The organism is Pseudomonas nitroreducens TX1, from assembly GCF_000313755.1.
Classification (GTDB): domain Bacteria; phylum Pseudomonadota; class Gammaproteobacteria; order Pseudomonadales; family Pseudomonadaceae; genus Pseudomonas; species Pseudomonas nitroreducens_A.
Genome location: NZ_AMZB01000104.1, coordinates 46094 through 72236 on the forward strand (window position 1 = coordinate 46094; position 26143 = coordinate 72236).

At 66.9% G+C, this 26143-nt stretch carries 20 protein-coding genes and 2 pseudogenes; 11 read left to right on the forward strand and 11 right to left on the reverse strand.

What is annotated here, in order from left to right:
- Window positions 1–16: 16 nt before the first annotated feature.
- From C167_RS0111565 to C167_RS0111585, 5 genes are all read left to right on the forward strand, one after another.
- On the forward strand, window positions 17–1213 hold the full coding sequence (locus C167_RS0111565; protein ID WP_017518440.1) for an MFS transporter: 1197 nt from the start codon (window positions 17–19) through the stop codon (window positions 1211–1213).
- 58 nt (window positions 1214–1271) lie between these two features.
- A complete protein-coding gene (locus C167_RS0111570) occupies window positions 1272–1775 on the forward strand; it encodes a DUF2938 domain-containing protein (protein WP_017518441.1) in 504 nt (167 codons plus the stop codon).
- A 45-nt stretch (window positions 1776–1820) separates the two neighbouring features.
- The gene (locus C167_RS33280) at window positions 1821–3509 is read left to right on the forward strand and encodes a response regulator (protein ID WP_017518442.1); all 1689 of its coding nucleotides are present in this window, start codon (window positions 1821–1823) and stop codon (window positions 3507–3509) included.
- 93 nt (window positions 3510–3602) lie between these two features.
- Window positions 3603–8159 carry an autotransporter outer membrane beta-barrel domain-containing protein gene (locus C167_RS0111580; RefSeq protein ID WP_017518443.1) on the forward strand — a complete coding sequence of 1519 codons (4557 nt, stop codon included), beginning with the start codon at window positions 3603–3605 and terminating at the stop codon, window positions 8157–8159.
- 72 nt (window positions 8160–8231) lie between these two features.
- Window positions 8232–8432 (forward strand): hypothetical protein, encoded by a 201-nt coding sequence (locus tag C167_RS0111585; RefSeq protein WP_017518444.1) that lies wholly within the window; start codon window positions 8232–8234, stop codon window positions 8430–8432.
- Between the two features lie 150 nt (window positions 8433–8582).
- On the opposite strand, the gene C167_RS0111590 is transcribed toward C167_RS0111585, so the two are convergent.
- Window positions 8583–10028: a SulP family inorganic anion transporter gene (locus C167_RS0111590; protein WP_017518445.1), complete on the reverse strand. Its 1446-nt coding sequence runs from the start codon at window positions 10026–10028 to the stop codon at window positions 8583–8585.
- 90 nt (window positions 10029–10118) lie between these two features.
- The gene (locus C167_RS0111595) at window positions 10119–10679 is read right to left on the reverse strand and encodes a TetR/AcrR family transcriptional regulator (RefSeq protein WP_017518446.1); all 561 of its coding nucleotides are present in this window, start codon (window positions 10677–10679) and stop codon (window positions 10119–10121) included.
- Window positions 10680–10851: 172 nt separating this feature from the next.
- Here C167_RS0111595 and C167_RS0111600 point away from each other — a divergent pair, with 172 nt between their 5' ends.
- From C167_RS0111600 to C167_RS0111610, 3 genes are read left to right on the forward strand one after another with little or no spacing between them, the layout of a single operon-like run.
- Window positions 10852–12003 (forward strand): MexC family multidrug efflux RND transporter periplasmic adaptor subunit, encoded by a 1152-nt coding sequence (locus C167_RS0111600; protein WP_026078967.1) that lies wholly within the window; start codon window positions 10852–10854, stop codon window positions 12001–12003.
- A gap of 21 nt (window positions 12004–12024) precedes the next feature.
- Window positions 12025–15156, forward strand: coding sequence for an efflux RND transporter permease subunit (locus tag C167_RS0111605; RefSeq protein WP_017518448.1), 3132 nt, complete (start codon window positions 12025–12027; stop codon window positions 15154–15156).
- Entirely contained in the window at window positions 15153–16571 is a 1419-nt protein-coding gene (locus C167_RS0111610; protein ID WP_017518449.1) for an efflux transporter outer membrane subunit, read from the forward strand. Before C167_RS0111605 ends, C167_RS0111610 begins: the two co-directional genes overlap by 4 nt.
- 93 nt (window positions 16572–16664) lie before the next feature.
- Here C167_RS0111610 and C167_RS0111615 read toward each other — a convergent pair whose 3' ends face one another.
- Window positions 16665–16973 (reverse strand): NIPSNAP family protein, encoded by a 309-nt coding sequence (locus C167_RS0111615; protein ID WP_017518450.1) that lies wholly within the window; start codon window positions 16971–16973, stop codon window positions 16665–16667.
- Between the two features lie 300 nt (window positions 16974–17273).
- On the opposite strand from C167_RS0111615, the gene C167_RS0111620 reads away from it, so the two are divergent.
- Window positions 17274–17966 (forward strand): MgtC/SapB family protein, encoded by a 693-nt coding sequence (locus C167_RS0111620; protein ID WP_017518451.1) that lies wholly within the window; start codon window positions 17274–17276, stop codon window positions 17964–17966.
- A 55-nt stretch (window positions 17967–18021) separates the two neighbouring features.
- On the opposite strand, the gene C167_RS0111625 is transcribed toward C167_RS0111620, so the two are convergent.
- Window positions 18022–18366, reverse strand: coding sequence for a cupin domain-containing protein (locus C167_RS0111625; protein WP_017518452.1), 345 nt, complete (start codon window positions 18364–18366; stop codon window positions 18022–18024).
- A gap of 310 nt (window positions 18367–18676) precedes the next feature.
- On the opposite strand from C167_RS0111625, the pseudogene C167_RS0111630 reads away from it, so the two are divergent.
- Window positions 18677–18874, forward strand: a pseudogene (locus C167_RS0111630) (OprD family outer membrane porin); the annotation flags it as partial.
- Window positions 18875–19176: 302 nt separating this feature from the next.
- Here the strand turns inward: C167_RS0111630 and C167_RS32465 are convergent.
- From C167_RS32465 to C167_RS0111670, 7 genes and pseudogenes are all read right to left on the reverse strand, one after another.
- Complete coding sequence (locus tag C167_RS32465; RefSeq protein ID WP_017518454.1) at window positions 19177–19368, reverse strand: hypothetical protein; 192 nt, start codon at window positions 19366–19368, stop codon at window positions 19177–19179.
- Between the two features lie 46 nt (window positions 19369–19414).
- Window positions 19415–19900 (reverse strand): DUF2165 family protein, encoded by a 486-nt coding sequence (locus C167_RS0111645; RefSeq protein WP_017518455.1) that lies wholly within the window; start codon window positions 19898–19900, stop codon window positions 19415–19417.
- A 199-nt stretch (window positions 19901–20099) separates the two neighbouring features.
- A complete protein-coding gene (locus tag C167_RS0111650; RefSeq protein ID WP_017518456.1) occupies window positions 20100–22598 on the reverse strand; it encodes a TonB-dependent siderophore receptor in 2499 nt (832 codons plus the stop codon).
- 132 nt (window positions 22599–22730) lie between these two features.
- Window positions 22731–23726: a FecR domain-containing protein gene (locus C167_RS0111655; RefSeq protein ID WP_017518457.1), complete on the reverse strand. Its 996-nt coding sequence runs from the start codon at window positions 23724–23726 to the stop codon at window positions 22731–22733.
- Window positions 23723–24232 carry a sigma-70 family RNA polymerase sigma factor gene (locus C167_RS0111660; RefSeq protein WP_017518458.1) on the reverse strand — a complete coding sequence of 170 codons (510 nt, stop codon included), beginning with the start codon at window positions 24230–24232 and terminating at the stop codon, window positions 23723–23725. Before C167_RS0111660 ends, C167_RS0111655 begins: the two co-directional genes overlap by 4 nt.
- A gap of 122 nt (window positions 24233–24354) precedes the next feature.
- A pseudogene (locus C167_RS0111665) lies at window positions 24355–24756 on the reverse strand (efflux RND transporter permease subunit); the annotation flags it as partial.
- Window positions 24757–24763: 7 nt separating this feature from the next.
- The gene (locus C167_RS0111670; RefSeq protein ID WP_017518460.1) at window positions 24764–25099 is read right to left on the reverse strand and encodes a co-regulatory protein PtrA N-terminal domain-containing protein; all 336 of its coding nucleotides are present in this window, start codon (window positions 25097–25099) and stop codon (window positions 24764–24766) included.
- Between the two features lie 300 nt (window positions 25100–25399).
- Between C167_RS0111670 and C167_RS0111675 the strand changes: the two genes are divergently transcribed.
- A complete protein-coding gene (locus C167_RS0111675; RefSeq protein WP_017518461.1) occupies window positions 25400–26068 on the forward strand; it encodes a TIGR04211 family SH3 domain-containing protein in 669 nt (222 codons plus the stop codon).
- Window positions 26069–26143: the final 75 nt, after the last annotated feature.

Here is a 26143-nt window from a genome sequence, read left to right on the forward strand (position 1 = left end):
TCAGCCGAGGCATGGAATGCTCGCCGCGCTCAAGCGTTATCCACTACAGGTCAACCTGCTGCTAGCCGGCACCTTCCTGCTCACCCTGGGCCGGGCCATCACCCTGCCCTTCCTGGTGATCTACCTTTCGACCCGGTTCGTCCTGCCCGTCAGCCGCATCGGCCTGATCCTCGGCGGCGCGCTGTTTGGAGGCTCGCTGCTGAGCCTCTACGGCGGTTTCCTGATCGACCGGATGCCCGGTTTCCGACTGATCCTCGGCTTCGGCACCTGCTTCGTCGCCGCCTTCGCCGGCATGCTGCTGAGCACGCAGCTATGGCTGTTCTTCCTGTTCCTGCTGGGCTTCAACTTTGCCTATTCCGTCACCGACGTGGTGGTGAAGACCATCTTCGGACGCCTGCTGCCGGCCGGCGAACAGGGCCGCGCCTTCTCCATCCGCTATACGCTGATCAACCTCGCCTATGCCATCGGCCCCTTCATCGGCGCTGCGCTGGCGCATTGGAGCCAGCACCTGCCTTTCGTGCTCTCGGCGGGCCTGGGCGCGCTCTTCCTGCTGGTTTTTGCGCGCTACGGCGACCGCGGCATGCGCCCGGCCGAAGGCGTGGCGCCGCCCTCGTTCATCGCGGTGATGGGTGTGCTGGCGAAGGACCACCGGCTGATGTACTTCACCCTCGGCGGCGTGCTCACCGCCGTGGTGTTCGGCCAGTTTTCCGCCTATCTCTCGCAGTACCTGGTGGCCACCGGCACTGCGGAATACGCCTACCAGGTCATCCAGACCCTGCTCGGGGTCAACGCGGTGACCGTGATCGCCCTGCAGTACCTGCTCGGCAAGCGTATCGGCAATGAGCACCTGCAGCGCTGGCTGATCGTCGGCCTGGGGCTGTTCGTGCTCGGCATCGTCGGTTTCGGCCTGTCCCACAGCCTCTGGCACTGGGGCCTGGCGATGGTGGTGTTCACCCTGGGCGAGATCATCGTGATTCCCGCCGAATACATGTTCATCGACCGCATCGCCCCGCCCCACCTGCGCGGCGTCTACTACGGCACACAGAATCTGGCCAACCTCGGCGGCGCCTTCGGGCCGATCCTGGTGGGCGGTTTCCTCGCCCTGTTTGCGCCGCACTGGGTGTTCGTCATGCTCGGCGCCTTCATCATCGGCGGCGGGGTGTTCTACGTGCTCGGCTCAGCGTTGAGCGAAAGGCAGGCGCGGGGTGCTTGACCTCAAGTCCACTTGAACCGGGATGCTGCTTCCATCGACTCACCTGAAGGAATTAGCCATGCCCCACTCGCTTACGCTTCTGCTGCACATCGCCGCCATCGGCATCGGTGCCACCCTGCTGATGGACGGCTGGGCCCTGCTACGCCAGCGGCTGTTCGGCTTACCCGCGCTGGATTACGCCCTGGTCGGCCGCTGGGTCGGCCACATGCCACGCGGTCGGTTCCGCCATACCGCCATCGGCAAGGCCGCGCCGGTGGCCGGCGAACGGCCGCTGGGCTGGACCATCCATTACCTCACCGGCATCGCTTTCGCCCTGGCGCTGGTCGCGCTTGACCGCGACTGGGTCTGCCAACCCTCGCCAGCACCCGCTGTGCTGTTCGGCGTGGCCACCGTGGCCATGCCGTACTTAATCCTGCAGCCGGCGTTCGGCCTGGGCATCGCCGCCGCGAAGACCGGCGCCCCTGCCAGGGCAAGGCTGCAAAGCCTGCTCACCCACCTGGTCTTCGGTATCGGCCTGTACCTCGCCGCCCGCCTGCTCGCCCCGGCCCTGTGCGAGGCCTGAGCTGGGCTACCCTTCTCTGCGGGAAACGAACATAGGACCGCAGGGATGAGCCGCATCGTCGTCGCCGATCCACAGCCCTTCATCCGCGAGGCGCTACGCCAGCGCCTGGCGCAGGCCGGCCACGAAGTGGTCGGCGAAACCGGCGACGGCCGCGAAGCGCTGGCCCTGGTGCAACGCCTGCATCCGGACCTGCTGCTGCTCGACCTGGAGCTGCCCCGCCTGGGAGGCCTGGAGCTCCTGCGCAGGCTGCGCAGCGACAAAGCGCGGCTGAAGACGCTGGTATTCACCCAACTGTCCGGCGCGCACTACCACGAGCTGAGCCAGCAGGCCGGTGCCTGTGGCTACGTGCACAAGGGTGATCTGCCCACGGAGCTGGACGAGGCGGTGAAGCTGGTACTCAGCGGCCGCAAGATCTTTCCCGCGGGACACAACGGCGTTGCCGGCGAGGGGCTTCCACTCGGAGAAGCCATCACCCCGCGCGAGCTGACCGTGCTGCAGTACCTGGCCCAGGGCTACCGGATCAAGGACATCGCCGACGAACTGGCGATCAGCGACCGCACGGTGAGCACCTACAAGACCCGCCTGCTGGAGAAGACCCGGACCGATTCACTGATCGATCTTGTCGCCGCCGCGCAAGTGCGCGGCCTGCTCAGCGATCAGCAGGTCCAATACCTCACACGGCAGTCCGCACCGGCGACCGCCAAGGCACAGGACATCGAACAGCTGCTGCAGCTGCTGCCCAATGCGGCCAGCCTGTGGAGCGTCGACGGCGTCCTGCTGGCCTGCAATCAGCGCTACGCCGACCTGCATGGCCGCAGCCAGGCCGAGCTGGTCGGCCTGCCGTTTTCGCAGATGAGCCTGGTGGACCCGCAGCAGATCGCCCGCAGCCATCGAGAGTATCTCGAAGGAGCCACCAGTGGATTGCCATTCTCCCTGGTGGCCTCCGGTAAGGTCGAAGGTGAAACGCGAATCTACCGCCTGATCGGGCTGCCGATCCATGAAGACGACGGCTCGATGGTCGGTGTGTTCTGCTACTACGTAGACATCACCGATAACGAACACTTCGTCGAGCGCCTGCAGGAAGCCAAGGTTTACCTGGAGACGCTGTTCGCCAGCCGGGCGGCGTACCTGCTGGCCTCCGGGCATGAGTTGCTGCGCGATCTGGAGGCCATCTCCCGCCTGTTTGCCGGGTTCCAGGCGAAGTACCCGGCCGACGCCAGCTTGGAAGCGCTGCCCCTGCACTTGACGAAGATGCGCGAGACGATCGAGGTGCTGGTGGAACTGATCGAACTGGACAGGGGCACCCCGCTGACACTGCCCCGGCCGGACGAGCTCAACCATCTGACCCGCAAGGCCCTGGGCGCCTGCGATCCGCAACCGTTATTCCAAGCAGACCCGGAGGATCGCTGGGCCTGGATCGACCCGAGCCGCTACCGGCGCTTGCTCGTCGTGCTGCTGCGCGGCCTGCACAGGGCGCAATTGCCCGCTCTGGCGATCAGCGCCCAGGGCTGCGCGTTACCCCAGGCCGGAGTCGAGTGGCGACTGACCATTCGCAGTGCGCGGGGTGAGCCGGTGCAACCGCAACTGGCGGCGCTGCCCGACCAGGCACGGATCCAATTGGCGCAACGCCTGTGCCGCCTGCTGCATGGCGAGCTGAAACTCGGAAGCGAGACCGAGCCGGACCTCATCGCCTTGATCCAGCTCAAGCTTCCCAAAGGAAACACGCGCCACTAGTGCTCCCACTACAACCCAATCAGGCCCCCACGATGGGAGCCCCCGAGCGCCGGCCGGATGCTCGCTCCATAGCCTTTGCCATGGAGCTGCATCATGAAAAACCCCAAATACCCGACCTCATCCACCCCGGCGGACTTCATCCTCACCCGGCTGCGCCGCTCGCATCTGGCGCAGGCCATCAGCCTGGTACTGGCCAGCCTGTTCAGCCTGCGGGTGATCGAGGCCGAAGCCGAAGACAGCGTCACCCAGAGCGACCACGACGACCTCAACCTGCCCTCCGAGGCGGGTACGGTTTTCCAGCCCGCCCCCTCATCCTACCTTGACCTCGCCCTGCAGGCCGCTCGCCAGGCTCCCGCGCGCTTCGCCAGCCGCGCCCTGCCCGGCAGCCCGCCGCCGATCAGCGTCAACCTGGCCGGCGGCGTTGGCGTCACGACCGGCGTCCTCGCCGATACCACGGTGAAGCTGGGTGCCAGCGACACCACAGGAGTGAAGACCAGCGGCGATGTCAGCTTCAGCCAGGGTCGTATCGAGACCAGCGCGATCACCGCTGCAACGGCCAAGGGCCAGACCGGCGCCAGGGTCTCCTCGGGCGACACACTGACCCTCAGCGGCAGCAGCATCGTCCTCGACCCGAAAACCACCACCAGCGCCGCCATCACCACCAACGACCTCACCGGCCTGCGCGTGGACGCCAATGGCACGGCACGCCTGAGCGATACCCAGGTGCAGATCGGCGGCGGCGCCAAGGGCAACAACAACCGGGGAATCATCGTCAGCCAGGGCCAGTTGGAGATGAGCGGCGGCTCCGTGAGCACGCTGTCCTGGGGAGCGACCGGCATCGCCCTGGAGCAAGGCGCCCAGGCCCGACTGGATGACGTATCCGTCAGCACCTCCGGCGCCCGCAGCACCGCCAGCGGCGGCGCCCACGGCATCCAGCTGGGCGGCGGCAGTTCGCTGGCCGCCGACGGTATCCGCGTGGATACCAGCGGTGGCTCGGCCTACGCCCTGCGCATCGACAGCGGCTCGACGGCGGCACTCGCGGACAGCGACCTGAGCACCGCCGGTGGAAACGGCCACGGCGTGCTGGCCGATGGCGCGACCGTCGACCTCCACGGCGGCAGCATCACCACCTCCGGCAAGGGCTCGGTCGGCGTCTGGGCACGCAATGGCGCACAGGTGAGCCTGGCCGGCGACACGCTTATTCACACCAGCGGTGCAGCGGTCTCCGCCGCCAGCCCGGTGGATGGCGAGAAACCCCTGAGTCTGAGCCACGGCCTGCTGGCCGGCGGCAGCGGCACCCTCATCGATGCCCGAGGGCTGACCCTCGACATTGCCGCCGGCAGCGCCAGCGCTGCACGCAGCGAGGACGGCGCCCGGATCAGCCTGGATGCCGCCGACATCAGTGCCAGCGGTGGCGCCACCAGCACCACCACGACAGCCGCCCTGCATGCCCTCTCCGGCAGCCGGATCGAGCTTTCGAACTCCTCCCTCGCCGTGACCGGCGCCAATGTCGGTGGCGCACGCGCCGAGGGCAGCGGCAGCCAGGTACGGATGAGCCATAGCCAGGCCTCGGTCAGCGGTGCCGGCAGCGTCCTGAATCCCGCCGCCGGCGCACGCGCCGTGGACGGCGGCAGTGTGGTGCTCGACCACGCCACCCTGCAGGTCCATGGCCTGACCTATGGCCACGGCGTCTCTATCGAAGGCACCGGCTCCCACGGCGACATCAGCCACTCCACGGTCAGCGTCGACGGCAACCGCTCCATCGGCCTCAATATCAGCGGTGGCGCCAGCGCCACGGTGGATGCCAGCAGCTTCTCGGTGGAAGCCCAGGCCGGCGCCGTCGGCCCCTGGTCGCCGGGGGTGCTGGTGGACGGAGCAGGTTCCAGCCTGCAGATGACCGGCAGCAATGTGCACACCTCGCCCAGGACCAGTTACGGCGTGCAGGTGCGCGAAGGAGCCGACGCCAGCCTGGCCAACGGCAGCATCACCACCCACGGCAACTACTCCACCGCCCTGGCCGCCGGCAGCTCGTCCAGTGCCGCGCCGGGCTCGACCCTCACCGCCAGCAACCTGACCGTCACCACCCACGGCGACGACAACGCCATGGGCATAGTCGCCGACCTGGGCGCCAGGGTGGTCGTCCACGGCGGCTCGGTCACCACCACCGGCAACGGCTCGCCGACCGCGGGCAACCTGACCTTTCCCCACGCCCTGGCCGCGCGCAATCCCGGCGCCCTGCTGGTGGCCGACGGCACCAGCGTGCGGACGCAAGGCTCGCAGGCCTACGGCGCCGCCGTGGACGACGGTGGCAGCATGCTCCTCGATAACCTGAGCGTGCGGACCGAGGGCGAATACTCGGTCGGTCTCTACGCCGGCATCGGCTCCGCCAAGCCCGGTGCAGTGGGCCTGTCGGCCAGCCACGTCACCGTGCAGACCACGGGCGACCATGCCAGCGGCGCCCTGGTCAGTCGCCAGCACAAGGACGAGACCGCACGACTGGACCTGAGCGACAGCAGTATCGCCACCCAGGGCATCGCCTCACACGGCCTGCGCGCCGAGTCCGGCGGCGCACTGAGTGCGACCAACAGCGCCGTCAGCACCCAGGGCGAACAGGCTGTGGGTGTGTTCGCCAACAACAGCGCCACCGCCCGCCTGGATAGCGTGAGCGTGAATACCCGGGGCGACTTCGGCCATGGCGTGGTGGCCCGCCAGGGCGGTAGCGTCGATGCCGAGTCTGTCGTGGTAGCCGCTCATGGCGGCCAATCGGCAGCGCTCTACGTGCAAGGCACCGATACGCTGCCCGGGCAGGTGCGCATGGACCACGCCACGCTGAGCAACCGCGACGGCGGCACCATCGCCACCGCCGGCGTCGCGGACATCGCCCTGAGCCACAGCCTCGCTGGCGGCAGTGGCCAATGGCTGAACGTGGATAGCTCGGTGGCCAGCGATGGCACCAGCATTCCGGACATGGGCACTGGCCAGTGGCAAGGCATCGGCACCCGCCAGGACGCAGCCGGTCAGGCGCGCCTGGATCTGTCGTCATCCGTGGTCACCGGCACGGCGAAAACCGCCCGCGGCGCCCGCTCCGACGTCACCCTGCGCGACACCAGCCTCTGGCAGCTCACCGGCGACTCCAACCTCAGCCGCCTGCACAACGACTCCAGCCTGATCGACTTCAGTTCCGATAGCGGCTACAAGCGGCTCACCGCCAACGATTACCAAGGCGCCAACGGCACCCTTGCCCTGAATACCTACCTGTACAAGGACGACTCACCATCCGACCAGTTGGTGATCGATGGAGGCCAGGCCACTGGCGAGAGCAACCTGCGCATCAAGAATGCCGGCGGCCCCGGCGCGCTGACCGAAGGTAATGGCATCAAGGTCGTGGATGCAGTGAATGGCGGCACCACCGGGACCGAGGCCTTCCGGCTGCTCAACCGGGTCAAGGCCGGCCCGTATGAGTACACGCTGCATCGCTCAAGCCTCGACGACAGCAACGGCGAGGCCTGGTATCTGCGCTCGACGGTGGACGCCAAACCAGTCGATCCGGTGGACCCGATCGATCCAGTCGATCCAGTCGACCCGGTAGAGCCGGTAGAGCCAGTGCCGCCCACTGACCCGGTCACACCCGACACGCCTGCGCCCACACCGCAGGTGGCCAACTACCGGGCCGAAACTTCGCTGTACAGCGCCCTCCCTGCCATGGCGCTGAGCTACAGCCGCGCCCTGGTCGACACCCTGCACGAGCGCGTGGGCGAGGAACGGCGCAACGCCACCGACCCTCTCCCCAGTGAAGAAACCGACACCTATGGCCCGTCCCTGGGCTGGGGCCGGCTGATCCACCAGAAGGGCAAGGACAGCCTGCCCGGCGGCGCCGACTACGACTACCGCATCCAGGCCTTCCAGGTCGGCGCCGACCTCTACCGCAACGAGGACACCGACGGCAGCACCGACCAGGCTGGCCTCTCGCTGCAGGCCGGCCGCATCAAGGGCAGCGTGGACCACACCGATGGCCAGGACGCCGGCGACGATACCCTGCGTTCCTACGGCCTGGGCGGCTACTGGACGCACTTCGGGCCCAAGGGCTGGTACCTCGATGGCGTACTGCAATACAACCGCTTCGACATGCAGGCCCGCGCCAACGACGCCGGCTCGCTGAAAACCCGAGGCCACGGCATCACCGCCTCGCTGGAGGCCGGCTACCCGCTCAAACTCAACCGCGACAAGACCCTGCATCTGGAGCCGCAGGCCCAACTGATCGCCAGCCGCCTGAAACTCGACGACGCCCATGACGATGCCGCCGATGTCCGCTTCGAAGACGTCGATTCGCTGACCGGCCGGTTGGGTGTGCGGATCGACAAGGACTGGTTCCGCACGGACGACAAAGGGCAGATCCATCGCACCAACGCCTGGGTACGGCCCAGCGTCTGGCACGAGTTCAAGGGCCAGGCCAAGACCGAGTTCTCCTCGGCCAACGGCTACATCCCCTTCGGCACCGACATGGACGGCACCTGGGGCGAACTCAACCTGGGCGTGGACTACCAGCTCAACGAACGCACCAGCGTCAGCGGATCGCTGGGATATCAGAAATCGTTCGATGGTGAAGGCCGCAGCTACGAAGGCATCCTTGGCATCAAGGTGAAATTCTAACCTTCAACCTATCGCCGGCGAAGCGCCCCAAGGCGCCTCGCCGCTTTCGTCATGCCCACGTTGGAGAGCCTCATGCTGCACCACGACACCCAAATCCTGCGCGCCGTACGTACCACCTCGTTCAACAACGAAGTCGCCGCCGAACTGTTGCGCGAATTGGGTTCCTGCAACGTCACCGACGAACAGGCCCGACGCATTCGCTGCGCCGCCCGGCAACTGCTGCTGGACGCCGATTCGCTGGAAGGCGTCTGGAAAAAGCTGAACGCTCAGTAGGAGGGGTGGAGCGAAGCGGTTCCCATGCGGTCAGCGCAGCCAATGAAACGACGGGCATCGCTCCGACAGGTCAAGGCGCCGGGGTCAGCTCCGTAGGGCGCATAACGCACCAGCGTTATTCGCCCTACGCTGCGCTGGGGGCGCCGAGGCTCAGGCGTGTTGCGCGCCGGCCCGCTTGAGCGACTGCTTGCAGCGCTCGGACAGATGCACCACGCGCAGATGCTTACCGGCTTTGCTGTAGCGCTCGCGCAGGGTCATCAAGGCAGCAATGGCCGAGTAATCGACGAAGCTCAGGTGCGCGCAATCCAGGGTCACCTGTGGCGGGTCATTTGCCGGGTCGAACTGGTTGAGGAACGGCGTAGTGGACGCGAAGAACAGCGTGCCGTGGACGCGGTAGAGCTTGCTGCCATCGGTATCGTCATGGATATCCGCGTACAGCTCGCGGGCATGCTTCCAGGCGAAGTCCAGCGCCGCGAGGATGATGCCGCAGAACACCGCCACGGCCAGGTCCGTCGCCACCGTGATGGCGGTCACCGCGACTATCACCAGCACATCGCTCAGCGGCACCTTGTTCAGCACCCGCAGCGAAGCCCAGGCGAAAGTCTGCTGCGACACCACGAACATCACCCCTACCAGCGCCGCCAGCGGGATGCGCTCGATCAGCGGCGAGAGGAACAGCACGAAGAGCAGGATCATCACCCCGGCCACCACGCCGGACAGCCGGCCACGACCACCGGAGCTGAGGTTGATCACCGTCTGCCCGATCATTGCGCACCCCCCCATGCCGCCGAACAGCCCGGAAACGATGTTGGCGCCGCCCAGCGCCACGCACTCGCGGTCCGGGAAGCCACGGGTCTCGGTAATCTCGTCGGTGAGGTTGAGCGTCAACAGGGTTTCCAGGATGCCGACCATCGCCATGAGGAAGGCGTAGGGCGCGATGATCCGCAGGGTTTCCAGGTTCCACGGGATTTCCGGCAGGGCGAACGGCGGCAGGCCGCCGGCGATATGCGCCATGTCGCCCAGGGTGCGGGTTGGCAGGCCGAGCAGGTACACCGCCAGGCCGACACCGAGGATCGCCACCAGCGCCGGCGGCACCGCGCGGGTCAGCTTCGGCAGCCCATAGACCACCGCCATGGTCAGCGCCACCAGGCCCACCATCACGTACAGCGGGTTGCCGCTGAGCCAGTGTTCGCCATCCTTGAAGTGTTCGAGTTGGGCCAGTGCGATGACGATGGCCAGGCCATTGACGAAGCCCAGCATCACCGGGTGCGGCACCATGCGCACCAGCTTGCCCAGGCGCAATAGACCGAACAGGATCATCACCACCCCGCCCAGCAGCACAGTGGCCAGCAGGTACTGCACGCCGTGCTGCACTACCAGCGCGACTATCACCACCGCCATCGAACCAGCAGCGCCGGACACCATGCCGGGACGGCCGCCGAACAGCGCGGTCAGGGTGCAGAGGAAGAAGGCGCCATACAGGCCCATCAGCGGATTGAGGTGGGCGACCAGGGCAAAGGCGATGCACTCGGGCACCAACGCGAAGGACGTGGTCAGTCCGGCCAGGACATCGGCACGCAGGCGGGCGGGTTTCATGTTTCTACTCGGAGCGGGGATCACGAAGGGCCGGCAATGGTACGGAAATCCACCCTGCCCGGCCACCCGCCCATCCTGTTTCGAGGCAGGTCAGGCCTTGGCGGGCGCCGCTGCACCGTTGAGGAACAGTTGCTCGAGCACGGTCGCCGAGCTGGAACTGGCCGCCCGCCCGCGCCGCTCGGCATCGACCATGCCGTAGATCATCGAGAGGAAGAGTTCGGTGAACACCGCGGCGGTGACATCGATGCGCAACGCGCCGGACTGCTGGCCGCGTAGGAAGAAGGCATCCAGCGCGTTGCTGTAGGACTGCCAGCGAGCGTCGACGCACGGATCGAGGCTGTCGGGACTGTACTGGAACATCAGGAACACCAGCACCTCGCGATGCGTCAGGTGCTCCTGGATCAGCTTGCGCAGCGCGGTCAGCGGCTCGGCGGTCTCCAGCTCGCAATTGCTGACCACTTGGTTGAGCACCCGCTCGCCGTACCCCATGAGCATTTCCACCAGGTTGTCGCGGGTGCCGCAGAAGCGGTGCAGCGTCGCCTTGCTCACCCCTGCCGCTTCCGCCAGCTCCTTCAGCGTCGCCCGAGGGCGGTCGACGATGGCGACGGCCAGCGCCTTGAGCAGGCGTTCGTCGTGGGCGGATAGAGTCATTCGGGGGCCTCGTGTCAGGTGGCTGATCGTCTCATTGTGCAGAAAAAGGCCTCTCTTTTGAAAGTTCATGACACATTTTATACATCAAAGAAGCAAATGAGACATTATTGACTCATTTCGGATTTAAAAGGATCATACGCTCCTTTCCAGATAGACAGACCCCGGGTGAAACATGGGCAGGTTGCGTGCAGTAGGGACAATCAGTGCGCTGGTGGCAGCGCTGGCGCTGGCGGGTTGCGGAGAATCCGGCGAACCCCAGGCGGCCGCGGAGGCGGCGCGCCCGGTGGACGTGGTAGCGGTGGCAACCGAACCCCTCACCCTGACCTCGGAATTGCCGGGGCGTATCGAGCCGATGCGCGTCGCCGAAGTCCGTGCGCGGGTAGCAGGCATCGTGATGCAGAAGCGCTTCGAGGAAGGCGCCGACGTCAAGGCCGGCGACCTGCTGTTCCAGATCGACCCGGCACCGCTCAAGGCTGCCGTGTCCCGCGCCGAAGGCGAACTGGCGCGTGCCCAGGCGACGCAGCAGGAAGCCCAGGCACGGGTCAAGCGCTACGAGCCGCTGGTGAAGATCGAAGCCGTCAGCCAGCAGGACTTCGACACCGCCACCGCCGACCTGCGCAGCGCCCAGGCGTCGGTACGCTCCGCCCAGGCGGACCTGGAAACCGCACGCCTGAACCTGGGCTATGCCTCGGTCAAGGCGCCGATTTCCGGGCGCATCGGCCGCGCGCTGGTGACCGAGGGTGCCTTGGTCGGCCAGGGCGACGCCACGCTGATGGCGCGTATCCAGCAGCTCGACCCGATCTATGCCGACTTCACCCAGCCGGTGGCCGACGCCCTGCGCCTGCGTGAAGCGCTCAAGAGCGGCAACCTCCCCGCCGGCCAGAGCCAGGCCCTGACCCTGCGCGTCGAAGGCACCGAGTACGAGCGAAAAGGCGAACTACTGTTTACCGATATCTCGGTGGACCGCGGCACCGGCCAGGTCTCGCTGCGCGGCAGGTTCGACAACGCCGACGGCCTGCTGCTGCCCGGCATGTACGTGCGCGTCACCGCCCCGCAGGGTACCGACGCCAAGGCCATTCTCGTGCCGCAGCGCGCCGTGCAGCGCGCCACCGATGGCACCGCCCACGTGCTGGTGATCGGTGCCGACAGCCGCGTCGAGACCCGCCAGGTGCAGACCGGCGCCATGCAGGGCGCGCGCTGGCAGATCAGCCAGGGCCTGGCCAGCGGCGACCAGGTGATAGTCGGCGGCCTGACCGGCCTGCAGCCCGGCGCCAAGGTCGAGGCCCGTCACGCCCCTGAGCAACAGCAGGCGTCGCGCCAGTAAGGCAGCGCCGAGGAATTCCCCATGTCACTGTTCTTCATCAAGCGCCCCAACTTCGCGTGGGTGGTGGCGCTGTTCATTTCCCTGGCCGGCCTGCTGGCGATTCCGCTGCTGCCGGTAGCGCAATACCCCAGCGTGGCGCCGCCGCAGATCACCGTCACTGCCACCTACCCCGGCGCGTCTGCACAGGTGCTGGTGGACTCGGTCACCAGCGTGATCGAGGAGGAGCTCAACGGCGCCAAGGGCCTGCTCTACTTCGAGTCCACCAGCAACTCCAACGGCATGGCCGAAGTGGTGGTCACTTTCCAGCCCGGAACCAACCCGGAGCTGGCCCAGGTGGACGTACAGAACCGCCTGAAGAAGGCCGAGGCACGCATGCCCCAGGCCGTGCTCACGCAGGGGCTGGAGGTCGAGCAGACCAGCGCCGGCTTCCTGCTGATCTACGCGCTGAACTACAAGGAAGGCTCCCAGCGCACCGATACCACTGCCCTGGGCGATTACGCCGCGCGCAATATCAACAACGAGCTGCGCCGCGTACAAGGCGTCGGCAAGCTGCAGTTCTTCTCCTCCGAAGCGGCCATGCGGGTGTGGATCGACCCGCAGAAGCTGGTCGGCTATGGCTTGTCCATCGATGACGTGGGCAATGCCATTCGTGGGCAGAACGTGCAGGTGCCGGCCGGCAGCTTCGGCGCCTCCCCCGGCAGCACCGAGCAGGAGCTGACTGCCACCCTCGCCGTAAAAGGCACCCTGGACGACCCGGCGGAGTTCGGCCGCATCGTCCTGCGCGCCAATCCGGATGGTTCCACCGTGAAGCTGGCCGACGTGGCACGCCTGGAAGTCGGCAGCGAGAGCTACAACTTCACCGCGCGCCTGGACGGCAAGCCCACCGTGGCCGGCGCCATCCAGCTTTCCCCCGGCGCCAACGCCTTGCAGACCGCCGCGTTGGTGAAGGAACGCCTGGCCGAGCTGTCGGTGAACTTCCCCGACGACGTCGAGTACTCGGTGCCCTACGACACCTCGCGCTTCGTCGACGTGGCCATCGAAAAGGTCATCCACACCCTGCTCGAAGCCATGGTGCTGGTATTCCTGGTGATGTTCCTGTTCCTGCAGAACGTGCGCTACACCCTGATCCCGGCCATCGTGGTGCCGGTGTGCCTGCTGGGCACGCTGACGGCGATGTACCTGCTGGGCTTCTCGGTGAACATGATGACCATGTTCGGCATGGTGCTGGCCATCGGCATCCTGGTGGACGACGCGATTGTGGTGGTGGAGAACGTCGAGCGGATCATGGCCGAGGAAGGCCTGTCCCCGCCTGCCGCCACCGTCAAGGCAATGGGCCAGGTGTCCGGCGCGATCATCGGCATCACTCTGGTGCTCTCGGCGGTGTTCATGCCGCTGGCGTTCATGGCGGGTTCGGTGGGAGTGATCTACCAGCAATTCTCCCTGTCGCTGGCGGTGTCGATCCTGTTCTCCGGTTTCCTCGCCCTGACCTTCACCCCGGCGCTGTGCGCGACCCTGCTCAAGCCGGTCCCCGAAGGCCACCACGAGAAGCGTGGTTTCTTCGGCGCCTTCAACCGGGGCTTCAACCGCCTGACCGAACGCTACACCCTGCTCAACACGGCGCTGGTCAAGCGTGCCGGGCGCTACATGCTGATCTACGCCGGCATCGTCGCCCTGCTCGGCTACAGCTACCTGCGCTTGCCGGAATCCTTCGTGCCGGTGGAAGACCAGGGCTACATGATCGTCGACATCCAGCTACCGCCGGGCGCCACCCGTGCGCGAGCCGACGTCACCGGCCAGGAGCTGGAGCGGTTCCTCAAGTCCCGCGAGGCCGTGGCCTCGTCCTTCCTGGTGATGGGCTTCAGCTTCTCCGGCATGGGCGAGAACGCCGCGCTGGCCTTCCCGACCCTGAAGGACTGGTCCGTGCGCGACAAATCGCAGTCGGCCGAAGCGGAAACCGCGGCGATCAACGAACGCTTCGCCGGCATCAGCGACGGCGCGATCATGGCCGTGACCCCGCCGCCCATCGACGGCCTGGGCAACTCCGGCGGCTTCTCGCTGCGCCTGCAGGACCGCGCCGGCCTCGGCCGCGAGGCGCTGCTGGCGGCCCGCGACCAACTGCTCGGTGAGGCCAACGGCAATCCGAAGATCCTCTACGCCATGATGGAGGGCCTCGCCGAGGCACCCCAGCTGCGCCTGGAGATCGACCGCGAGAAGGCGCGCACCCTGGGCGTCAGCTTCGAGTCCATCAGCAGTGCGCTGTCCACCGCCTTCGGCTCCTCGGTGATCAACGACTTCGCCAACGCCGGCCGCCAGCAACGCGTGGTGGTACAGGCCGAACAAGGCGACCGGATGACCCCGGAAGCCGTGCTCAAGCTCTATGTGCCCAACAGCGCCGGTGAGCTGGTGCCGCTGTCCGCCTTCGTCAGCACCCGCTGGGAAGAAGGCCCGGTGCAGCTGGCGCGCTACAACGGCTACCCGTCGATCCGCATCTCCGGCGACGCCGCCCCCGGCGTCAGCACCGGCGAGGCCATGGCTGAAATGCAGCGTCTGGTGAGCGAACTGCCGGCCGGCATCGGCTACGAATGGACCGGCCTCTCCTACCAGGAGAAGGTCGCCAGCGGCCAGGCGAGCCAACTGTTCGCACTCGCCATCCTGGTGGTGTTCCTGCTGCTGGTGGCGCTCTACGAGAGCTGGGCGATCCCGCTGTCGGTGATGCTCATCGTGCCCATCGGCGCATTGGGCGCGGTGCTCGCGGTGACGATCACCGGGCTGCCCAACGACGTGTACTTCAAGGTTGGCCTGATCACCATCATCGGCCTGGCGGCGAAGAACGCGATCCTCATCGTCGAGTTCGCCAAGGAGCTCTGGGAACAGGGCCACAGCCTGCGCGACGCCGCGATCCAGGCCGCGCGCCTGCGCTTCCGGCCAATCATCATGACGTCCATGGCCTTCATCCTCGGCGTGGTGCCGCTGGTGGTCGCCAGCGGCGCCGGCGCTGCCAGCCAACGTGCCATCGGCACCGGGGTGATCGGCGGGATGCTCAGCGCCACGCTGCTCGGGGTGATCTTCGTGCCCATCTGCTTCGTCTGGCTGCTGTCGCTGCTGCGTCGCCACCCCAAACCTGCGCATCAACCGTCGGAGGTCGCGCAATGACCGCCCTGCACCAACCCGCCATCACCCTGCTGCTGGCGCTGACCCTGGGTGGTTGCTCCATGGCACCCACCTACGAACGCCCGGAAGCACCCGTGGCGCAGGGCTGGAGCGGCCCCGCCGCCCGGCCCGGCGCCGCGGCGAGCCAGCTGGACTGGCAGACCTTCATCGTCGACAGCGAACTGCGTGAGCTGGTGAGCGTCGCGCTGGACAACAACCGCTCGCTGCGCCAGACCCTGCTGGACATCGAACAGGCCCGCGCGCAGTACCGCATCCAGCGCGCCGACCGCGCGCCCGGCCTGAGCGGCGCCGCCAGCGGCAATCGCCAGCGGCTGCCGGCGGACCTGTCCAGCAGCGGCGGTTCGGCGGTGAGCAGCAGCTATCAGGTCGGCCTGGCCTTGCCCGACTACGAACTGGACCTGTTCGGCCGGGTGAAGAGCCTGACCGACGCCGCGCTGGAGCAATACCTCTCCACCGAGGAAGCCGCGCGCAGTGCACGCATCGCGCTGATCGCCGAGGTCAGCCAGGCCTATCTCACCTACGACGGCGCCCAGCGCCGTCATTCGCTCACCGAGCAGACCCTGGCCAGCCGCGAGGATTCGCTCAGCCTGATCGGCCAGCGGCGCACTGCCGGCGCGGCCACGGCGCTGGACTATCAGGAAGCGCTCGGACTGGTGGAACAGTCCCGTGCCGAGCTGGAAAGCAACGCACGGCAGAAGCAACAGGCGCTCAATGCCCTGGTGCTGCTGCTCGGCACTGCCGATGCAGCCAGGCGCATCCCGCAGGTGCCGCAGGACAAGCCCATGCTGATCCAGGACATCGCACCGGGCACCCCGTCTGAGCTGATCGAGCGGCGCCCGGACATCCTCGCCGCCGAGCATGTGCTCAAGGCACGCAATGCCGACATTGGCGCAGCCCGCGCGGCGTTCTTCCCGCGCATCAGCCTGACGGGCAGTTTCGGTACGTCCAGTGCGGAAATGTCCGGGCTGTTCGGCGGCGGCTCGCGTTCGTGGAGCTTCGTGCCGACCTTGTCGCTGCCGATCTTCGATGCCGGGCGCAACAGCGCCAACCTCGACCTGGCCAAGGTGCGCAAGGATTCGGCCGTCGCCGCCTACGAAGGCACCATCCAGACCGCGTTCCGGGAAGTGGCCGACGCGCTTGCGGCGACCGATACCCTGCGCCGCGAGGAAGCCGCGCGCCGGGCCCTGGCCAACACCACCAACGAAACGCTGAAGCTGGCCAAGGCGCGCTACGAAGGCGGCGTCGACAGTCACCTGCGCTACCTCGACGCGCAGCGCAGCAACTTCGTCAACGAGTCGGCCTACATCGAGACCAGCACACAGCGGCAGATCGCCCTGGTGGACCTGTTCCGTGCCCTCGGCGGCGGCTGGAGCGGCAAGGTGACGGCGCAACGCTGACCGCGCACCTCCACGTAGGGCGCATAACCCGGAACGGGTTATCCGCCTCCATGGCGGGCAACGCCTCAGGCGTTATGCGCCCTACGGTGCTGTTCAGGCATCGAACACCGGCCGGAAGAAGCTGCGCTCGTAGCTGAGGATGCAGCGGGTTTCTTCGGCATAACGGAACGCCGCCTGGCAATCGGGATCGTCCATCGACCGCTGCCGATAGGTTTCGTACTCGGCAAGGCTGGGGAAGGTGAACATCGCCAGGGCAATGTTGCTGGCGCCCTCGGAGGGCAGGAAGTACCCATGGTGCTGGCCGCCGAAGCGCTCCACCAGGGGAATCCACAGCCGGCCGTAGTGTTCGAATTCCTTGAGCTTGTAGGGGTCCAGCACGTAGCGCAGGTAACAGGTGACCATCTTGCCAACTCTCTTACGTTGAATGGGACGGCCACTCTACCTAGTCCTCGCGGGAACGCCTAAACGGCCTCCCCGGCATATGGTCTTCGTAGGAGCGAGCTTGCTCGCGAACAGTCCTCCCGGCGACCTCGTGTCAAGCGGTTCGCGAGCAAGCTCGCTCCTACAGGTCACAGCCCGCCTGTGACATCTCAGCCCGTATCGCCCGCCAGCCCGTTAGACTGGACGCACCTCCCCATTCACCAGGGGCACGATGCCCCTATCCACCAGCGCTGGCGCGAGGCCAGCGCCGAGCACAACGGCATGTACTTCGACATCATTCTCGACCTTTTCGCGGCGCTCTGCTTCGGCGCGCTGATCGGCATGGAGCGCCAATGGCGCCAACGCTTCACGGGCGTGGCCACCCATGGTCTGGTGTCCCTCGGTGCGGCCACCTTCGCCACCCTGCCCTTCCTCATAGGCGCGGAGGACCAGGTGGTGCGCATGTCGGCCCAGGTGGTCACCGGCATCGGCTTCCTCGGCGCCGGTGTGATCATGCGCGACGGCCTCAGCGTGCGCGGCCTGAGCACCGCAGCCACGGTCTGGTGCACTGGCGCGGTGGGCGTGCTGGCAGGCAGTGGCTTCCTCGCGGCAGCGCTGGTCGCCACCCTGCTGATCGTGCTGTGCAACCTGACCCTGCCTTCGGTGACCCGCTGGATCCAGCGTCACGCGCCGATCGAACCGAGCAGCGAGCGCTACTACAGGGTCGAGGCCGTCACCGAGGCGCACCAGGAAGCCTTGGTGCGCTCAACCCTGCTGCGTCGCCTGAGCGCCAACGGCCTGGCTCTGCAAAGCCTGGAAAGCCACGCGCGCAAGACCGGCGGCGAAGTGGAAGTGGCCGCGCTGGTCCTCGCGCCCAGCGACAAGGACAGCCTGCTGGAAGCCCTGGTCGGCGAGCTGGCATTGGCGCCCTATGTGTCGGCCGCCAGCTGGTCGGTCAGCGACGGGCCGCAGTGATCTTCATGACATGAAAAAGGGAGCCCATCGGCTCCCTTTTTTCATGGCGCCAGGGTCAGGCGAAAACGAAGTACTTGCGCACCGTCTCCACCACTTCCCAGGTGCCCTTCATGCCCGGCTCGATGACGAACACGTCGCCGGCACGCAGGTGGATCGGCTGCTCGCCCTCGGGGGTGATCACGCAGTAGCCGTCGAGGAAGTGGCAGTACTCCCACTTCTCGTAGCTCACCTCGAACTTGCCGGGGGTGCAGATCCAGGTGCCCATGATCTTGCTGCCGTCCGCCGACAGGTAGGCGTTGAGGTTGACCGTGTGCGGGTCACCGCCAATGCGCTTCCATTTGGTGGCGTCCAGCACGGGCGTCGGGCAGGTATCGCGCAGCACGGTGATGAAATCGGACATGACAGCTCCAGGTCGTTGCAGTGAAGGTTCGCCACCCTAGCCACGAAGCGCCGCTGGCGGTTGCCTGGATTCGACATCGGTATGCCTGCCAGCGCTGCCCGCCCTTCTTTCGCCCCTCCTGACAAATTTGTCATCCACAGCTCACCTGCCCGTTATCCGTGCTCCCACACGATGCCCGTGGCCCTCGCCACGCCTGGGCAAAAACAACAACAGCAGGCGCTAGCCAACCGTCCTGCCCTTGGGAGCACATCCATGTATCGCACGGATCGAAAGTACCGACGCAACTTCCCGCTGGCGGCGTCGCTGCTGGCGCCGCGACGACAACGGCGATCCACTCACCGACCAGAAGCGCTGGGAACGCGATATCGAGGCCAGGTACGTGTTCCAGAAAGGCCAGCTCAAGGACCTTTCCCTGCGTGTGCGGCAGGCAACGACCCGCGCCACCGCCTTGGAATCGGACCTGGACGAAGTGCGGCTGATCGTCGAATACCCCCTGGCGATTCTGTGACGGCCTGCGCCGGGCGGGAGGATGACGGAATTGTCAGCTGCGCCTCAGCCTCCCGTCAGGCGCCTCTGCGTATAACGGAAGGCATCACCGCCCCCAAGGCAACCGGTGATGATTTCCCCCGCAAGACTGCTCCACTTCCTGGCGCTCCACGTGCCCCTTTGGAGGAAGAGGAACCCTCGGCGCCCGCCTGGGCGCCTTTTTTTGCCCTGCGCAGACTCAGAAGCTTGGGTCGCGGATCGCCGGGAGCACCAGCTCGCGCATGAACCAGGCACAGGGAAGTCGCAGCAGCGCATCGACCATCCTCACCACATCCCGACCGGCACCTGATGCTCCGCGCCACGCTGCGCAGCTTCCGCCAAGGGCACGGACAGCGGGTCCTTGGTATTCAGGTCGCCGCGCTGGTGCAGGGTGATCGCCAGTTTCCACTCGCGGAAGCCTTCGCGCAGTGCATCGGCGCTGCCTGTGAGGGCGAACTGGGAGACGACGAAAGCCATTTCCGGGCGGGCCAGTCCCCAGGATCAGCATGTTCATGACGGCTCCCTAGACCCAGCGGCCATTGAGGACGACAAAGCCGGCCAGCACCCAGACCACCAGCAGCAGGTGAGTCAGTTGCAAGCCCTCCTGGCGAATCCAGTAGCCGAACCACAGGCCGCCCAGCAGCATCGCAAAGAGGAAGGCCAGGGCCGCGCTCGCCGCAAGGTTCAGCCAGGCCCGCGCCGGCTCCAGGCCTTCACCGAGCAGCAGGTGGTAGCACCCGGTCCAGGCCGTCGCCGCAGCAACCCCCTGCAGCAGCACGATGAATGCCAGCGCCAGGCGCGCCAGCCTGGGATCGGCCAGCGCCCGCGCCAGCAGGGGCGTATCGATGGCCGGCGCCTGGCGCAGCGGCGCCATCGACAGCGTGGCCCCGATGGCGCCCACCGAACTTGCAAAGGCATGCAGGTTGTTGATCAGCGCAATGCTCAGCCAGAGGCTGAAACCCAGGGTGTGAACCGCGAGGAAGATCGTCAGTGAAAGGTGGGTATCCATGCCAGGTCCTTGTTCGCCATGCCCAGGCCCGCCACGGCAGCGGGAAACCCTCCCCGCACCGGGCGTACCGCCATCCATTGCCCGGCGCTGGGCGCTGCCGGGAAGGTTCGGCCGGGACTCTAAGACCTCAACCGCAGTTGAGGTCAAGCAAGGAAATGGGCGTGCCTGAACGGGCCCGTGCACCGCGGGGCGCCGGGTGTCAGAACGACCCCTGCAGCGTCACCATGAAGTTGCGCGGCTCGCCATAGAAGTTGCCCCAGGAGACGGTGCCGACGCTCTGGTAGTACTTCTTGTCGAACAGGTTGTTGCCGTTGAGCGCCACCGTCCAGTGCTCGTCGATGCGATAGCCCACGCGGCCACTGTAGATGGCGTAGTCCGACTGCACCGAGGTGACGTTGCCGCTGCGCACCGAGACGTCGCTCTGCGCCGTCACGCCCGTTCCCAGGCTCCAGCGGTCCAGGTCGCCGGCCAACTGATAGTCGGCCCAGGCGCGGAACAGGTGGCGCGGGAAGTAGGTGGTGGTGAAGCTCGGCTCCTGGGGATTGTCCTCGGCACTCTTGAGGTATTTGGTCTGGGTGTAGGTGTAGCCGGCCAGCAGCTGCAGGCGGTCGATGACCTCGCCGCTGACTTCCGCCTCGAAGCCCTGGGCGCGCACCTTGCCCACGTCGGTGTAGCAGTAGCCGTCGGATGAGCCGGCACAGACGGTGTCGTAGTTCGCTTCCGCGCGGTGTTCTTCCACCGTACGGAACAGGTTGAAGGCGGTGTTCAGGCGGCCATCCATCAGCTCGCCCTTGATGCCCAGCTCGTAGCTGGCGCCGGTCTTGGGCTGCAACGGGCTGCCGGACTCGTCGGTGTAGGTGCTCTGCGGCTGGAAGATATCCGCGTAGCTGGTGTAGACGGACCACTCGTCGTTGAGGTCGTAGATCAGCGCGGCGAACGGCGTGACCTGGCCGTTCTCCTGGCTGCGGTCGTGCTGCCAGTAGTCCCAGGACTGGGTGTAGGAGTCGCGGGTGTTGCGGTACCAGCTGACGCGCGAACCGAGGACGGCGGTCAAGGGCTCGGCCAGCTTCAGGCGCAAGGTGGCATAGGTGCCGAACTGGCGGGTATCCGAGTCGGTAGGCACCGGTCCGCCACGGTAGGAGTTGCGCGCGTAGAAATCATCCGCCGGCTCGGGAATGTGCGAGTCGGGATGGAACGGGTCCTGGGAGGTACCCAGCAGGCTGGTCATGTTGATCAGCGCATAGTGGTCGTGGGTCCTGGCACGGCTGGCGTTGGCGCCGACGGTCAGTTCGTGCTGCAGGCCGAAGGCCTCGAACCTGCCATCCAGGTAGGCATCGAAACCGTAGTCGGTCTGGTCGTAGTCGAACAGCCCGGAGTACACCGAGGAAGGCGCCGAGGTCGCGCCGGGCGTCACGCCACCAGGCGTCTCGGACAGCGCGTACTTGATGTCCTGGTCGTTGTGGGTCCAGACACCGGCGAACTTGAAGGCCCAGTCTTCGTTCAACTGCTGCGAGAGATCGGCGAACAGCGTAGTGCGCTCGCTCTCCCAGCTGTTCCACGACGCGCCCAGGCAGGTCGAGCGGCTGAGCTTCAGGTCCTTGCCGTTGCTGTAGCGCGGCAGGCCGTGCCAGCAAGGTGTGGCATCGAGCTTCTCGTAGGCGACGCCGAGGCCGAGGGTGGTATCCGGAGTCAGGTCATAGTCCAGCGCGCCATAGAGAATCTGGTCGTTGCGCTTGCCTACGTCGTAGAAGTACTGGCGATCCTGCAGCGCCACCACCGTGCGGCCGCGCAGCGTGCCCGATTCGTTCAGCGGCCCGCCCACGTCCACCTGCCCGCGGTAGTTATCCCAGGAACCCGCCGAAAGCGACAGCTTGGTCTCCGGTACGCTCTGGCCCCGCTTGCGCACGAAGTTGACGCCACCGGTGGAGCTGCCCGAGCCCTTGAGCATGCCCGCCGCGCCCTTGAGCACCTCGACCCGGTCATAGAAGGCCATGTCGCCGGAAAAGCTGTTGGCCTGGACGTACTCGCCGCCGACGTCCAGCGGCACGCCGTCGTACTGGTACTGGCCCTGCATCATGAAGCCACGGGAGTAGAAGTACTTGCCGCCCATGGGCGACTCGTAGACGGTGATGCCCGGCGTCTTCTCCATTGCCTGGTCGATGGTGGTGATGTTCTGGTCATCCAGGTAGCGGCGGGTCAGCACGGTCACCGACTGCGGCGTCTCGCGCAGGGAGTGTGCGCCCTTGCCGATGGTCACCGCCCGTGCGCCATAGGAGTTGCTGCCTTCGGTGGTGGGGTCCAGCCGCTGGCTGGAAACGGTGGTGGAGTCCATTTCCAGCACCGCCTCCGCGGGCGCGGGCACGAGGCCGTAACCGCCGTTCTCCAGGCGACGCACCGTCAGGCGGGTACCGGACAGGATGCGGGCAAAGCCATCCTCGATGCCGTACTCGCCATCCAGACCAGCGCTGCGCTTGCCTTGGGTCAGTCCCGCGTTCACCGAGATCGGGATGCCGGCACGCCGGCCGAACTCGCCGAGCACCTGGTCCAGCGGGCCGGCGGGAATTGCGTAGTGCTGGCTGCGGGTAGCGGTGGTTTCGGCCTGCACCGCCGCAGCGGGCAGCAGGGTGAGGGCGGAACAGGACAGCAGGGCGAAGCCGAGCGACTGGCGCAGGGCGCGGGCGATGGGGTGAAGCGTCATGGGCAGAGGGTCCGTTTCTCGTGGCGGGCTCGCGGTGACGAGCAGGGATTTCTCCCTAGGCCAAGCGAGAAACGAAAACCTGCCGACTTTTCGAGAATTATTTTCATTGGCCCGTTTGTGGCGCTCGATGCCTCAACGCGGAACCACCGTCACCCAGTAGCGCGTGCGGCGCTGGACCGTCACCGGCAGGCTGTCCTGCAACATCGCCAGCACCTGGTCGGTGTCGCCCAGCGGGTAGGAACCGCTCAGGCGAATCTCCGCGACCGCCGGATCGCAGCGCAGCAGGCCGGGACGATAGCGGTCCAGTTCGGCGAGGAAATCCGCAAGGCGCATGCGCTCGGCCACCAGGTAGCCGTCGACCCAGGCGCCGTCGCTGGCCTCGAGCACCTGCGGCGCGGCGACGCCCGTCGCACCGATATGCGCCTGCCACCCCGCCTCGACCACCCGCCCCTCGCCGCCCGTCATCGCGCGGGCGGCGACGAGCCCCTGGCTGACCGCGAGCAAGGTGCCACGCCTGTCGTTCTCGCGGCGCACACGGAAGCGCGTACCCATCGGCTGCAGGATGGCGTCCTCGCTGATGACCCGCAATGGTCGTCCCGCCGCATCGCGCGCCGTGAGAATCTCGATTTCGCCGTAGCGCAGGCGCAGTTCCCGGGCGCTGTCGGTGTAACGCAGGTCCACCGCCGTGGCGGTGTTGAGCCACAGCCGGGTGCCGTCGGGAAGCACCTGCTGCGAGCGCTCGCCGGTGCTCGTGCGGTAGTCCGCCAGGGCACCCTGCACCCACGGAGTGTCACGGCCCTGCCAGGCCAGGCCGCCGAGCAGACCGAAGCTGACCAGCACCTTGAGCGCCTTGCGCCGGTCCATCTCGCTGTAATGGCGGCGCCCGGCCAGCTGCCGCGCCAACGGGTCGGCCAGCCGGCCGGCGTGGCGCTGCAGGTCGAGCGGGATACGGCTCAGTCGCTGCCAGGCGCGCTCATGCTCGCTGTCGGCCTCGCGCCAGGTCCGCAACTGGCGCTGCTCGGCGTCGCTCATGCAGCCCGACTGGGCCAGGGTGAACCAGGCGATCGCCTGGTCGCGGATGTCCGTCGGGATCGGGCGGCCATCACCGTCGCGGGACAGGGCGCTCATTCGAAGCGGCTCGCGTAGCAGGCGGCGAAGGCCTTGCCCATCGCCTTCTGCACCTGGTTGACGCTCAGTCCCAGGTGCAGGGCTATCTGCGGGTAGGTCAGGCCGTCCAGCTGCGACAGCAGGAATATCTCCCGCACCTGCGGGGCAAGGCCGTGCAGCAGTTGGTCGATCTCCACCAGCGTCTCGATCAGCAGCAGGCGCTCTTCCTCGGAGGGCGCCACGGCTTCGGGGCGCGCGGCCAGTGCTTCCAGGTAGGCGCGTTCCACCGCCTGGCGCCGCCAGCGGTTGATCAGCAGGCTGTTGGCGATGGTCGCGAGGTAGGCCAGCGGCTGGCGCAGGTCGGCCAGGGAACTGCGGGAGTGCATCACCCGCACGAAGGTGTCCTGGGCCAGGTCCTCGGCGTCCCCGTGCTCGCCCAGGCGGCGGCGCAGCCAGCCCTTCAGCCAGCCGTGATGGGCAATGTAAAGCCGCTCAACATCCCTTTCGAATGCCCGTTCGCTGTCCATGGACTTCCAGTTTTGTTAAACATGATAATCGTTCTCAACAATACTGGATTACCCCGGTTCTGCGCAATCGAGGCGAACGACCGGCCCAGGGCGCCGCGAACTGCGGCGCCCTGGGGCTCCGGTCAGGCGCGATCTTTGGCCGCTGCTTGGGCATCTTCATCCTTGCGATGCATCCACCGATACAAGGCCGGCAGCACCAGCAGCGTAAGCGTGGTGGACGACAGAATCCCGCCGATCACCACGGTCGCCAGTGGCCGCTGCACCTCGGTGCCGGTGGCCAGGGCCATCGGCACGAAGCCCAGGGACGCCACCAGCGCGGTCATCAGCACCGGGCGCAGGCGGGTCAGCGCGCCCTCGCGGATCGCCGAGTCGAGGCTGCGTCCCTCCTCCCGCAGGCCGCGGATGAAGGAGATCATCACCAGCCCGTTGAGCACCGCCACACCGGACAAGGCGATGAAGCCGACGCCAGCGGAGATCGACAGCGGGATGTCCCGCAGCCACAGCGCCACCACGCCGCCGTCCAGCTCAAGATCAGCGGGTGGTGCGGCAGGCGACACGCTCGGTGCGGTATTCGATGGCCTGCTCGTCGCCGAAGGAACTCTTGTAGCGCAGTTGCACCGGCACCACACCGCAGTCGGCGCTCATCGGCGTCACCGCCACGACCTCGGCAATGTCCAGGTTCATCCCGTAGGTGTACTGCTTTGCCTCGGCGATCTGCGTCGGCGTGGGCACACTTTGGCGGGCCTGCATGACCTGCTGGCGGGCCTGTTCCATACGGGCGAAGGTGATGTCGCCGCCCCCGTCGGCCATGGCCAGGGAGGACGCCCCCAGCAGGGCGGCAGTCAGGAAGATGCGGGGAAGTTTCATGGCAGTCACCTCGTGGCGGTTGAAGGTGACTTCACCTTAAGCGGCCGCTGCTAACGGGAAGCTGAGGCTGGGATGACGATTCGGTTATCGAGTTCGGAGGCGGCACAAAGAGGTTTCCACCACTCATCCGTGCAATTTCCCATAGGTGAACTCTCGGCATCTGACAACTGTCTGTGTGCTGTCGGCCCACCGGGTGGGATTCATGGCCATTGGCCACCCGGACAATTCCGAATAAGTCACCCGGCCGACGTTTTCGCTCCCGCAAGGCGGGTTTCGTTCCAAGTCATGTGAAGATTGCCCATGTCCCTATCGCGTCGCCTCCCCGCACGAATTTCTTCCCTGCAGACCCGCGCCCTCGGTGCCTGTCTGTTCGTCGGCCTGCTGGCCACCGGCGCCCCGGCCCAGGCCGAGGAGCCCGCCAGCAACGCGCGCTGGGTGAACGACAGTCTGAGCACCTACGTGCGCAGCGGCCCGACCGATGGCTACCGCATCGTCGGCACCCTCACCTCCGGGCAGAAGGTCCAGCTGGTCAGCACCTCCGGCGACTACAGCCAGGTGCGCAGCGACAGCGGCAACACCGTGTGGATCGCCAGCAAGGACCTGCAGGACAAGCCCGGCCAGGCCGAGCGCCTGCCCGCGCTGGAGCAGAAGGTCACCGAGCTGACCACCCAGCTGCAGACCATCGACGATTCCTGGAAGAACCGCGTGCAGGGCATGCAGGAGACCCTGGATGCGCGCAAGAAGCTCATCGATGAACTACAGGCCGCGCGCAGCGCGCTGGACGCGGAGCTGAGCCAGGCGCGCTCGCAGCTGCGCGACGCCCAGGCACAGCTGGGCGACGAGAACAAGCAGGTGCTGATGCGCTACATGGCCTATGGCGGCAGCATCGCTGGCGCCGGCCTGCTCGCCGGACTGATCCTGCCGACCATGTTGCGTGTGCGCCGCAAGCGCAGCACCGAGTGGGTCTGACGCGTCACACACGAGACTCGGCGCAACGCCCCACCCGCTCGCGGACAAAGTCCGCTCCTACGCCTGAATCCGCTT